The 13,887-nt window shown below is 52.8% G+C and carries 3 protein-coding genes; 1 reads left to right on the forward strand and 2 read right to left on the reverse strand.

What is annotated here, in order from left to right:
• Positions 1–269: 269 nt before the first annotated feature.
• Positions 270–458 carry a hypothetical protein gene (locus ACO6UX_RS17170; protein ID WP_422449611.1) on the forward strand — a complete coding sequence of 63 codons (189 nt, stop codon included), beginning with the start codon at positions 270–272 and terminating at the stop codon, positions 456–458.
• An 8-nt stretch (positions 459–466) separates the two neighbouring features.
• On the opposite strand, the gene ACO6UX_RS17175 is transcribed toward ACO6UX_RS17170, so the two are convergent.
• A complete protein-coding gene (locus ACO6UX_RS17175) occupies positions 467–6,778 on the reverse strand; it encodes an AAA family ATPase (RefSeq protein ID WP_422449612.1) in 6,312 nt (2,103 codons plus the stop codon).
• Positions 6,779–7,142: 364 nt separating this feature from the next.
• Positions 7,143–13,727 (reverse strand): AAA family ATPase, encoded by a 6,585-nt coding sequence (locus ACO6UX_RS17180; protein WP_422449613.1) that lies wholly within the window; start codon positions 13,725–13,727, stop codon positions 7,143–7,145.
• Positions 13,728–13,887 lie beyond the last annotated feature (160 nt).

Here is a 13,887-nt window from a genome sequence, read left to right on the forward strand (position 1 = left end):
TTCTTGAGGTTCTATTAATCTTGATCGCTTTGCTGAAGATTGCTGAAGCTTTGTCTGTCCATCGGAAAAATCCGATATTTTCCTTATGTCTCCCTCCTGGTGTGGTAAAGAGTGGGTTACTGTTTGATTTGGCAAGGAGTGATAATTGATAACTTCATTTGTTATTTTGTCCATTTGATCATCCATGCCTGATTTATGAATGCCGGTGTCAGGAAATTTAAGACAACAAAATAATAAGAACGTTCCTGCCACGGAAACCTCATTTTGCTGTGGCGGTGGCCGCCAGGGCTAAATGGACAATTCATGATGAGTGGATGCTCAACCGAAAGGAAAACCAGTTCAACTGGCTGGCCGGTATGCTGATGGCATTACTACCAAATGAAATCATAAGTAGCCAGAAATATGTGATTCCATATGGCCAGCTATTTAGCCCACGAAGCATTGGTCTGGAATTCTGAAAGAGCCACTACCTGTTTTCGATCTGTGCAAGAAACTCATCTAAAAGAATCAGCAAATCATCCTCCTGAAGAACGACAGCGGAAGGCCGGTTAAAATGGTCTTTTAAACGTTTTGGCGGTAATTTTAATTGGGTCATGGGGTCAACTTGCTGATCGGCATGCGTAAGCAGCGTAGTAAAGAAAGGCTGCACTGTCTCGGAATACTCCTCATAATAATGAGTTATCCAAGTGAGAGGAGTAGTATCATTCATGTGATGCGCTGCCAGCCAGTTAAAGAATATTTTTCTTATTGATTCGCTGAACGGCAAATGGTTTACACTATCATGTATGTCACTGATTACTGTCTTTAATCCAGATTTTATTTTTTCTTCAATCTTTTCATCCACCGCTTTTTCAGACAAAGAAGTACAGTCAAAAATAATGGGTTTGTAGCTTGTAGATTTTGATACGTTCAGGAAAGCTGCCTCACCGGCCATAAGCTTTTCAGGGATGATAATGCTATTGCCCACAGGTTGGTGGTGGAATTGTTGATGGATGCGAGGCTGGGATAGTCGCTCCAAAAGGGAGCGGCTCATGGTCATCGTTTTGATCAGGTTTATGCAGTGCTGTGAAAATTCTGGTTCTACGCTTTTAATTTCAACAAGGTTAACTGGTTTGGGACTTAGAGAATAAGACTCAAGCATTGATTTTACCCGGTCTTTCAACTGACAGGAATCACAGGCCCCGGAGAACCTCTGTAAGATGGCCAATAATATATATTTCAGAAATTGAGGTGCTGAGCAGTAAAGATCACATAGCCAGTTCAAATAATTAGCATCGGGCTTTTTTGCCTGTATCAGCTGAGATAGTATCTTTGTATACGAATCATCGAAATGACTTATTGCCTGGCTATGGCACTCACCATCAAACCAGGCGCTTTTTTCTATGAAACGTTCCCAGAATTCTATGTCTTTACCAACAGTCAGGTAAAATATTTGTGGCGATAACGCTATCCCCCAATGTTCCAGCACATAGTTGATAGCAATGTCGGAGGGGTTTCTGATTAAGGTAGAGTAGAGATCGTTATGCATAGACTCAGTCAAAGCTGATCGGTTTTTGTTTATCTCTAATTGTTGTGCAATAAAGTAATCGACACCTAAAGCTAAGAAGTTTTCCCGTGAATCGATTAATTGGTCGGAACAGGCATACTCCTCGGGTGACTTCAGCTTAGTGCACTCTGGTTGACGATAATCCCCCCAGTCGTATTCTGTGATATCTGCTGTGGACCGTCCGCCACCCCCGAGTTGGTATTGTCGCCAGGTGCGGCCGCCATCGGGGCTGATTTCAACAAAACGGTGCGAAGCATTCTCTACTTGCCGGGCAGGAATCCCCCAATAGTGGCAGAGCACCTGGAAGATCGTCGCCTTGTGTCGGCAAACTCCTTGTTTCTCCCTGAGCATATTCAGCAACAGCTGTTCATCTTGTCCGGTCACATTTTTGCTGTCGGAAAATGTAGCCAGCCAATCCATCAACGCCATCAGCCGTTGCGGAACATTAATGATCTCATCGATGCCACGCAGCTGTTCATAGGCTTTGCAGCTGTTTGTTTCGGAGCAAAAAATCTGCTTTGCCAGCAGATCTGCAAGCCGTTGACTGCACAATCCCTCTTGTAATGTCAGACACTCGCCCGGTTTCAGCGGGGTAAAATAGGTTTGCCCGGGGGCAATGATAAAGTCCACCGTTACCGGTGATGGTGCGGATGCCTTACTTTTGATTAACAATTGCCCTGTCAGCTCGCTTCGGGCCAGCTCAATGGGGGTGTCCGGGGTGCCGCGCAGTGCCCTGAGCTGGTCCGAGGGCGTCAGGGCAGGCAAGGGCTGCCATTGATTATTCAGGGTCAGCGCAATATTGCCGGGCAGTTCATCGGCGCCAAGGTCGGTCCGCCAGACGATATCATCAGGCCATCCTGGCACAGGGGTTATCGTGCCATTTGTCCAGTCGATGGGGTAGTCGCGCAACTGGCCGTCTTCATCCAGATGGGTCTGGACAAAAAAGAGACGATATTGGCGGGCATCGTAAGGAGTTTCAGGGAAGTATCTGGTGATCCTGAAGTGGCGGGGAGCCACAATATCGCCAAATGCGGAGGGGGAAGCCGAATGACTGTTTCTTTTCGGATTTACCGTTGACCCGCTCTTGTGGCGGGTCTCCAGGCCTTGTTGCATGGCCTGCACAATCGTGATGACGTCCTGATCTGTTGCCATCGGTGTCACGGTGATTACCCGGTCACGACAACGGGGTACAGGCCCGAACTGTACCATGATGGGCGTCAACAGACCGGGTATGCTATTGGCGCTGGCCTCAAGGTCCTGGCGTCGTTGTTCTTCCTGCTTGATTCGTGCCAGGCGAGCGGTATCTTCCTGTAGCGGGGGCAGCAGTTTCTTTAAAGCGCGAAAGGGCAGTGACAGGTGTTGTCGCAAGGCCTGATCCCACTGTTCAGGGCGCTGACTGGCCAGCTGCCGGGCGCTGCGAAACAGGTCGTCCAGTGCCAGTTGCACCGGGCTGTTCTGCTGATTCAGCGCTGTGGCCAGTTGGTGGAAGTGATCCGCCAGCCATTGGGGCAACTCTTCGGGTATCTTGGGCAATCTCTGCACCAGCCTTGCCAGGTCTTCCGGGTCAAGGGCTGCCAGCCTGATTTGGGTGCAGCGGCTGGTCAGGGCCAGGCTCAGCGCTTCCCGTCCGACGAAATAGCCGGGATTGATGGTGGCAAACAGGCGGAATCCCGGCGCTGCATGGCCGGTCAACACATGATTCAGCAACCCTTCTACGTAGTGACCGGGAATCAGGTTAAGCTCACTGACAGCGATCAGTTGCCCCTGGCTCATGGCCTGTGTAATGCGCTCGGTCATCGTGGTCCACTGGTTCGGGTTGGTATTGATATGGACAAACGGGCGATTCATCCCTTGCTGTTGTTGCCAGAGCCGGATGGTTCTGTCCAGCACAAAGTCCTTGCCCCAGCCTGCCGGGCCTTCCACCAGAATGGCGGTGCGCCCCGAGTCATCCTTGTCCAGACTTTGCCAGTAGCGGTAAGCCAGTTGCTGGACAGGCTTTGGCGAGAAGTCACCATCGGAGTTGGTGGCCTGCAGTTCCTGCAGGAAAACAGCAAAGCTCTGGTCGACCCCTGCTATCAAGGACGGATCTTCCGGGTACTGGCCCTGGTACCAGTGGTTGAGGGTGTCCAGCCGCTGCTGGCAGTCATGGGTGACGGCACCGGCCAGACTGTCCATAAATGCCCGCCGGACCAGGGCGTTGACTTGCCCAGGCGTGCTCACGGTAGCGGCACAGTGACGGAGAATCTGGCGAACGGTGGCCAGCACATCGATGATATCTCTGGGTGTAGTCTGCTCCAGCAGCGCCCGGAACTGGTTGTACAGGGTTAATAGCCGGTCACGGGCCTGGTGTTTCAGGTGCTCAGGCCAGGCCTGTGGCAGGTTGGGCAGAATGATGGCGTTGGCCAGCACAGTGTCCGGCAGGGGTTTGTAGAAGAAGGTGGGAATCCGTGATTTTAATGTATTATCCAGATGCCGCCCTGAATAATGGTCCGGATTGCCGGTGAGAATAATCCGGTGCTGTTGCTGTTCAGGCAGTCTGTACTCCCGGCCCTGATAATGGAGCACCTGCGGCTGCCGGGTTAAACCGGCCAGAGGGGCAAGCAGACCCTCTGGTGCCAGATTGGCTTCGTCGAGCACCAGCAGGGGCGGATCTTTCGACAATGCCCATCGCAGCAGTGGCCCTTCGCGAAATTCGGTGCGGTAATCCTCCGCCCCATTGCCCATTGCATAACTCACCAGCTGCGGTCCGCCAAACAGGGCTTCCCGGGTGTCGTTGGGCCCAAGCTGAAGCACCTGACAGTCTGGATAACCAGCCCTGGCCGCAATGGCCCTGGCCATAAAGGTCTTGCCGGCTCCGGCCTCGCCCTGCAGGAACACCACGGGATGCTCCCGGACCCTCTGGGCCAAATGCTCCAGACGCCGCTCCTGCCGGAACCGGTCAGAGCGCTGCCGGGCAAGGAGGGTGTCGGGCAGATCCTGACACGGCCCGGGTAACTGATCATCAACAAAGGCCGTGGCCAGTATCTCCCGGATCTGTCGTGATTTCTGTTGATCGGTCTGATTCACAATGGCGATAATCTGGCTCTCCAGCATCCCGACCGTTTGGCTGATGATGGTGTCTTGCCTGAGTAATGACCGTTGGGCGATCAGAGTATCTTTTAAGGTTGAGCGCAGGTGCCCGTCAAACAAGCATTTTTTCCGGGCCAGCCGAAGATCGACCGCCAATCGTTGCGCCATGGGCCGCTGCCGTGCGGGGGCAGCAGCGGCGACCACATAAGTGGCCAGCTCTTTCACCGAGTTGTTATCTATGTCATCCGGTTCTTTGCTGTCCTGGTGAACCGTGGCCGGACAGTGCCGGGCCAGCGTCCAGAAACAAGCCTCAATGTCCCTAAGCTCGGGGGCCGGGTGTCGGGCCAGCCATTGCTCCAGGGCGGATCGGTCGGCACGGTTGTCAGTGGGCTGATCCGGATAATAACCGGCAATTTTCGCCTTGATGAAACTGTAAATCTCCGGATCGCCACGATAAGCCTTGGCCAACAGCACATGCAAGGCTCGGCGTTGATGGCAGGGCAGAAGCCCGGGGCTACCGTCCAGCAGGCGTTCTGCCTCGGCCTGTTGGTCAAACCGATACTGAAAATCCTCCCCGGTCCAGGGCGGTCTGTCCGGGTAGAGCCTTTGACAGGATCGGGGCAGTGACATCAGCAGGGAGTAGATCGGGTTTTCCGGTGCGGGTTGTTGGCTGTCGGAAACGTTGAGCAGGGCGTTGATCAATGTTGAGCCGGTGGTTTGCTGCCCCGGGGGAGGCATGAAGGTAACCCGTGCCTTTGGCAGTTCCATCTTGTGCCCATGAATAAACAGGTAAGGGGCGGGTAATAACAGGGTTTCCAGGTTGGCAGCCAATTCCGGGTTGCGCTCCAGACCATAAAGGGTCATTGGCGTTCCATTGACCAGGTCATCCAACAATCGAGTGTTGGTCAGGGAAAAGGTGAAACGATTCTGGCTGGTGAGGTTAATCGGTTGCAGGGATTCCAGGGTATCCCCGGGGTTGATCTCATAGGTGGCAGTGGCGGCTTCCGAGCTTGGCCGGTGGTCAGCACTTGCCGCAAGCAACTGGTCGGTTGGCAAATTGGTAAACAACCATGGCCTTTTACTCTCCGGCAACTGCTCCAGTCGGCACAGTAACCATAACCACTGTTTGTCATCCAGCTCGCCAGTAAGTACCAGCTGTCTGCAACCTTGCAACAGGTTGGCAAAGATATCCGTTTGCACAACGACAGTACCCTCTATCATCACATGGCCCTTGAGATGCTCGATTGAGCTGCCGTTAATCACCACAAATGGGTTTTGGGGTTGGAATAATGTGCTGTCGCTGATCGTCTGCTCTTTACAGGCGCTGAGTTGGCTGGCACAGACACGGGCTACGGACAGGGATATCTGCTCAGGCAGCTGGACCCATTGCTTGTTGGCGGTAAATCCGCCAACCCGTATGGCCGTTGCCAGGGCTGCTTGGAAGCCAGTGTCGTCCCAGGGTGCGTTGTTAAACACCAGGTGGGTATTCTCTTTCAGGTTGGCCAGGGCGCCTTCAGCAAAAACCAGCCGACCCCGATCATTGAGAGTAATGCCACCAAACAGTTGATGGTACCAGTTGTCGGTGGTGGCAAAGTCGAGGGTGGTGCGGGGAGCATTGGCCGGGATATCTTCCGTGGTTTTTTGGGCCAGCAAGGTTTCATCGGTCACCGGATCGGCAATATTGCAGTCGGCTTCTGATACGGCCTTTTCCGGCATTTGCCTCAATCTGCGCCAGAGGTCGGGGTTGGCGGGCTTACTTCCGTCCAGCATCCCGTGGTTGACCAGAAATACCCGCCGGATGTGGTCGCCCAGTGGTTTATCGTTACACTTGGGGCCCACCTGAAGAAGGTCATTAAAGCTGGCGATATCACCGGGTGTCATGGAGGTCAGGTCAAACACCAGGGTCATCGGCTCATCCGTAAACAGTCGGCCTTCTGCTTTTTGTAATTGGCCGCCCTCTAGCCAGGTTTGTTGCATCAGGCCCTGTTTTTCCAGATCAGCCAGCGCGCGAATGCAATACGTTGCAGGCTGTTCATGGCGTAATTGATCAATAATTCGCTGTTGGGTTAACGGAGTATTGGCAAAATAGAACTCACCGGTGCTCAGGCTCTGATGGGCCGCTTCCTGATCCGTTGAGCGGGCGGTGGGGTGATCGCTTTGCAAGTGAGAGGTAACTTGACAGGCGACTGTTGTCCTTTGTCCTAAATCAGGCGTTGGGACTTCTTGAGGTTCTATCAATCTTGATCGCTTTGATGAAGATTGCTGAAGATTTGTCTGTCCATCGGAAAAATCCGATATTTTCCTTATGTTTCCCACCTGATGTGGTGAGGAGTAGTTTACTGTTTGACTTGGCAAGGAGTGATAATTGATAACTTCATTTTTTGTTTTGTCCATTTGATCATCCATGCCTGATTTATGAATGCCGGTGTCATGAGATTAAGGACAACAAAATAATAAGAACGTTCCTTCCACTGCAAACGCATGAACATGTTGAGCGGTTTGCTAATGTTTCCTTCTCCCTGTTTTCCTAATCTGCAATCAATGCAAGAAACTCATCTAAAAGGACCAGCAAATCATCCGTTTGAAGAACGACAGCGGAAGGTTGGTTAAAACAGTATTTTATACGTTCCGGGGGTAATTTTAATCGGGCCATGGGCTCAACTTTGCAGTCATCAAGCGTAAGGCAATTATCAATGTAAGGCTGCACTGTCCTAGAATAGTTATCATAATAGCAAGTCAGCCAAACGGGAGAAGTGGTATCATTCATGTGATGTGCTGCCAGCCAATAAAAGAATATTTTTTTTATTAACCCGCTTAACTCTACATGCTTTTCACTCATGGATATTTCGATAATTCCTGACCTTACTCCGGATTTTATTGATCCAGCAATCTTGTCGTCTATCTCCTGGTCTGGTAAGGAAGTACAATCGAAGATAATGGGTTTGTAGCTTGTAGATTTTGATACGTTCAGGAAAGCAGCCTCTCCGGACATAAGCTTTTCAGGGATGATAATGCTATTGCCCACAGGCTGGTGGTGGAGTTGTTGATGGATGCGAGGCTGTGATAGTCGCTCCAAAAGTGAGTGGCTCATGGTCATCGTTTTGATAAAGTTTTTGCAGAGCTTTGATAATCGTACCTGGTAAATTTTTTGTTCCTCAGCATCAATGTCAATTTTCTCGGGTCTTAGAGGATAAGACATAAGCATTAATTTTACCTGGTCTTTTAACTGACAGGAGTCACAGGACTCAGAGAACGTCTGTAAGATGGCCAATAATACATATTTCAGAAATTCAGGCACTGATCGGTAAAGATCACATAGCCAGTTCAAATAGTGTACATCAGGCTGTTGTGCATCTATCAGGCGATATAATATCTTTATATCCACAGTCATGAAACAATGTATCGCATTGCTTTTGCCCCTATTATCCACCATAAGCCAAGCGCTTTTTTCTATGATACTTTTCCATTTATTTATGTTTTTACCAAACCGGTAAAACATTTGTGGCGATAATAGTACCCCCCAATTTTTCTGCAAATCTTTGTTAAGGCTGGGGTCTAAAGGTTCTCTGTGGAATACAGAGTAGATATCTTCAAGTGTGTGCATAACCTCAGTCACAGCTGATTCGTTTTTGTTTAACAGTAATTGGTTTGCAAGACAATCAAGATTCTTATCAATTAAATCATAGAGGTTTCGCGATGAATCGATAAATTGGTCGGAATAGGCATACTCCTCGGGTGGCTTCAGCGCAGATTGGCCTGGTTGATGATAATCCCCCCAGTCGGGTTCTGTGATACCTTCAATGGCCTGTCCGCCACCACCGAGTTGGTATTGTCGCCAGGTGCGGCCGCCATCGGGGCTGATTTCGACAAAACTGTGCCCGACATTCCTTACTTGCCGGGCAGGAATACCCCAATAGTGGCAGAGCACCTGGAAGATCATCGCCTTTTGTCGGCAAACCCCCTGTTTCTCCCTGAGCATATTCAGCAACAGCTGTTCATCTTGCCCGGTCACATTTTTGCTATCGGAAAATGTATCCAGCCAACCCATCAACGCCCTGAGTCGTTGCGGGATATCCGGGATCCCATCGATGTCATGCAGCTCTGCATAGGCTTCGCAGGTGTTGGTTTCGGAGTAAAAAATATTCTCTGCCAGGAGGCCTGCAAGCCGTTGACTGCACAATCCCTCTTGTAATGTCAGCGGTTCGCCTGGTCTCAGTTGGGTAAAATAGGTTTGCCCGGGGGCAATGATAAAGTCCAACGTTACCGGTGACACTGAGGATGCCTTACTTTTGATTAACAGTTGCCCTGTCAGCTCGCTTCGGGCCAGCTCAATGGGTATTTTCGGGGTACAGCGCAGTGCCCGGAGCTGCTCTTTGGGTGTCAGGGCAGGCAGGGGCTGCCACTGGTTATTCAGGATCAGCGTAAACTTGCCGGGCAGTTCATCTGCGCCAAGGTCGGTTCGCCAGGCGGTATCATCAGGCCATCCTGCCACCGATGTTAACGTGCCATCTGTCCAGTCGATGGGGTAGTTGCGCAACCGGCCGTCTTCATCCAGACGGGTCTCCAGAAAAGAGAGACGATATTGGTCCTCATTGTAAGGATATTGCGGGTAGTACCTGATGATCTTGTGGTGGGTGTAAGCCACAATATCGCCAAATGTGGCAGAGTAAGCCAAATGCCGGTTTTTTTGCTTTACCGTTGAGCCGCTGGTGCGGCTGATCTCCCTGTCTTGCTGCATGGCTTGCATAACTGTCATGACGTCCTGATCTGTTGCCTCCGGTGTCACCGTGATTACCCGGTCACCACAACGGAGTTCAGGCCCGAATGTTACCGTGATGGGCGTCAACAGTCCGGGCATGCTATTGGCTATGGCCTCAAGGTCCCGGCGCCGTTGTTCTTCCTGCTGGATTCGTTCCAGGCGTGCGGTATCCTCCTTCAGCGGAGGCAGCGGTGTCTGCAAGGCACGAAAGGGCAGTGACAAGTGTTTTCGCAAGGCCTGATGCCAATGTTCAGGCCGCTGACTGGCCAGCTGCCGGGCGCTGCTGAACAGGTCGTCCAGTGCCAGTTGCACCGGGCGGTTCTGCTGATGCAGTGCTGTGGCCAGTTGGTGGAAGTGACCCGCCAGCCATTTGGGCAACCCGTCAGGTATCTTGGGCAAACCCCGCACCAGCCCTTCCAGTTCTTCCGGGGTAAGGGCAGCCAGCCTGACCTGGGTGCAGCGGCTCGTCAGGGCCTTGCTCAGCGCTTCCCGTCCGGCAAAATAGCCGGGATTGATGGTGGCAAACAGGCGAAATCCCCGTGCTGCATGGCCGGTCAACACATGATTCAGCAACCCTTCTACATAGTGGCTGGGAATCAGGTTAAGCTCACTGATGGCGATCAGTTGCCCCCGGCTCATCGCCTGCTTGACGCTTTCTGCCAAAGAGGTCCACTGGTTCGGGTTGGCATTGATATGGACAAACGGGCGTACTGTCCGTTGTTTCCTCTCCTGCTGTTGTTGCCAGAGCCGGATGGTTCTGTTCAGCACAAAATCCTTGCCCCAGCCCGCCGGCCCTTCCACCAGCATGGCGGTGCGTCCCGAGTCATCCTTGTCCAGACTTTGCCAGTAGTGATAGACCAGCTGCCGGACAGGCTCCGCAGAGAAGTCTCCATCGGTGTTGGCGGCCTGCAGTCGTTGGATAAAATCAGTAAAGCTCGCGTCAACCCCCGCCAAAAGGGACGGGTCTTCCTTGAACTGGCCCCGGTACCAGGCGTTGAGGGTGTTCAGCCGTTGCTGGTATTCCGTGGTTACAGCACCGGCCAGACTGTCCATAAATGCCCGCCTGATCAGGGCGTTGACTTGCGCTGGCGTGTCGTCGCCGGTCGCGGAACAGTGACGGAGAATCTGGCGAACGGTGGCCAGCACATCGGTGATATCTCTGGGTGTAGTCTGGCCCTGCAGCGCCCGGAACTGGTTGTACAGGGTTAATAGCCGGTCACGGGCCTGGTGTTTCAGGTGCTCAGGCCAGGCCTGTGGCAGGTTGGGCAGAATGATGGCGTTGGCCAGCACGGTGTCCGGCAAGGGGTTATAAAAGAAGGTGGGAATCCGTGATTTCAGCGTGTTATCAAGGTGCCGTCCCGAATAATGATCCGGATTACCGGTGAGAATAATCCGGTGCCGGTTGTTCAGTTCGTACTCCCGGCCCTGATAATGGAGCACCGGTGGCTGCCGGGTTAAACCGACCAGGGGGGCAAGCAGACCCTCTGGCACCAGGTTGGCTTCATCGAGCACCAGCAGGGGCGGATCTTTCGATAATACCCACTGCAGCAGTGGCCCTTCACAAAATTCGGTGCCATGGTCCTCCGCCCCATTGCCCACTGAATAACTCACCAGCTGCGGTCCACCAAACAGGGCTTCTGAGGTGTGGTTGGGCCCAAGCTGAAGCACCTGACAGTCTGGATAACCAGCCCTGGCCGCAATGGCTCTGGCCATAAAGGTCTTGCCGGCTCCGGCCTCACCCTGCAGGAACACCACGGGATGCTTCCGGACCCTCCTGGCCAAATGCACCAGACGCCGCTCCTGCCGGGACCAGTGATGGCGCTGTCGGGCAAGAAGGGCATCGGGCAGATCCTGACACGGCCCGGGTAACTGATCATCAATAAAGTGGGTGGCCAGTAACTCCCGGATCTGTTGTGATTTCTGTTGATCGGTCTGATTCAGAATGGCGGCAATCTGGCTCTCCAGCGTCCCGGTTGTTTGGCTGATGATGGTGTCTTGCCTGAGTGATGCCCGGTGAGCGATCAGGGTATCTTTTAAGGTTGAGCGCAGGTTTCCATCAAAAAAGCGTTTTTGCCGGGCCAGCCGAAGATCAACACCCAATCGCTGTGCCAGGGGCCGCTGCTGTGCCCGGGGGGCGGCGGCGACCATATAGATGGCCAGCTGCTTCACTGCGTCGTGAGATACAGGATACGGGTCTTGGCTGCCTTGGTGTACCGTGGCCGGGCAGTGCCGGGCCAGCGCCCAGAAATCAGCCTTGATGTCCCTCAGCTCCGGGGTTGGGTGTCGGGCCAGCCATTGCTCCAGGGCGGATCGGTCGGCACGGTTGTCGGTAGGCTGATCCGGATAATAACCGGCAATTTTCGCCTTGATGAAACTGTAAATCTTCGGAGCGCCACGATACGCTTTGGCCAGCAGCACATGCAAGGCTCGGCGTTGATGGCAGGGCAGCAGCCCGGGGCTACCGTCCAGCAGGCGTTCTGCCTCGGTCTGTTGCTCAAACCGATACTGAAAATCCTCCCCGGTCCAGGGCGGCCTGTCCGGATAGCGCTTTTTATAGGATTGGGGCAGAGACATCAGCAGTGAGTAGACCAGGTTTTCCGGTGCGGGTGGTGGGCTGTCGGAAACGTTGAGCAGGGCGTTGATCAATGCTGAGCCGGTGGTTTGCTGCCCCGGGGGAGGCATGAAGGTGACCTGTGCCTTTGGTAGATCCATCTTATGCCCATGAATAAACAGGTAAGGGTCGGGCAGTAACAGGGTTTCCAGGTTGGCAGCCAATTCCGGGTTGCGCTCCAGACCATAAAGGGTCGTTGGCGTCCCATTGACCAGGGCATCCAGCAGTCGACTGTTGCTCAGGGAAAAAGTGAAACGGCTCTGGCTGGTGAGGTTGACCTGTTGCAGGGATTCCAGGGTATCCCCGGGGTTGATCTGATAGGTAAAAGTGGCGCAGTGTGGGTTGCAGGCTCCCGTGGTTGGACAGTCACCAGCCCTTGCTGGGAGCAACAAATCGGTTGGCAAATTGGCAAACAACTGTGGTCTTTTACTCTCCGGTAATTCCTCCAGTCGGCACAATAACCATAACCACTGTTTGTCATCCAGCTCGCCAGTAAGCACCAGTTGCCTGCAACCTTGCAGCAGATTAGCGAGCATATCCGTTTGCACAACGGCAGTGCCCTCTACCATCACATGGCCTTTGAGACGCTCGATTGAGCTGCCGTTAATCACCACAAACGGGCTCTGGGAACAAAAAACGGTGCTGTCGCTGATCGTCTGGTCTTTCCGGGCATTGAGTTCGGTGGCACAGACATGGGCTACGGACAGGGATATCTGTTCAGGCAGTCGGACCCATTGCTTGTTGGCGGTGAATCCGCCAACCCGTATGGCCGTTGCCAGGGCTGCCTGGAAGCCAGTGTCTTCCCAGGGTGCGTTGTTAAACACCAGATGGGTATTCTCTTTCAGGTTAGCCAGGGCGCCATCAGAAAAAAACAGCTGCCCCCGGTCATTGAGGGTGATACCACCGAACAGTCGGCGGTACCAGTGGTCGGTGGTGGCAAAGTTGATGGTGATGCGGGGAGCACTGGCCGGGATATCTTCCGTGGTTTTTTGGGCCAACAAGGTTTCATCGGTCACCGAATCAGCAATATAGCAGTCGGCTTCTGGTACGGCCTTTTCCGGCATTTGCCCCAATCTGCGCCAGAGGTCGGGGTTGGCCGGTTTACTTCCGTCCAGCATCCCGTGGTTGACCAGAAATACCCGCCGGATGTGGTCACCCAGTGGTTTATCGTTACACTTGGGTCCCACCTGAAGAAGGTCATTAAAGCTGGCGATATCACCGGGTGTCATGGCGGTCAGATCAAACACCAGGGTCATCGACTCATCCGTAAACAGTCGGCCTTCCGCTTTTTTTAATTGGCCGCCCTCTAGCCAGGTTTGTTGCATCAGGCCCTGTTTTTCCAGATCATCCAGCGCGCGAATGCAATAGGTTGCAGGCTGTTCATGGCGTAATTGATCAATAATTCGCTGTTGGGTTAACGGAGTATTGGCAAAAAAGAACTCGCCGGTGCTCAGGCTCTGATGGACCGCTTCCTGATTCGTTGAGCGGGCGGTGGATTGATTACTTTGAAAGTGAGAGGTAACTTGACAGGCGGCTGTCGTCCTTTGTCCTAAGTCAGGCGTTGGGACTTTTTGGGGTTCTATTAATCTTGATCGCTGTGCTGAAGGCTGCTCAGGCGCTGCCACGTCATCGGGAAAGACTGATGTTTTCCTTTTGTCTCCCGCCCGATGTAATAAAGAATGGGTTATGGTTTGATCTGGAAAGGAGTGGTAGTTGATAGTTTCATTGGTTGTTTTGTCCATTTGATCATCCATGCCTGATTTATGAATGCCGGTGTCAGGAAATTATGGACAACAAAATAATAAGAACGTTCCTTCCGGGTTGAAGTTATCCGGAATCTTTTTGGCACTTTAATGCAGTCTGCTCAGGGCCTGTTGACGTTTCGTTGTGTGCTGAGCTTGC

This window comes from Endozoicomonas sp. ALB091 (genome assembly GCF_049310265.1).
Taxonomy (GTDB): domain Bacteria; phylum Pseudomonadota; class Gammaproteobacteria; order Pseudomonadales; family Endozoicomonadaceae; genus Endozoicomonas.

Bases quoted from the DNA above. Each gene is read 5' to 3' on its own strand.
- ACO6UX_RS17180 (WP_422449613.1), bottom strand. From the start codon at position 13,727: ATGGACAAAACAACCAATGAAACTATCAACTACCACTCCTTTCCAGAT.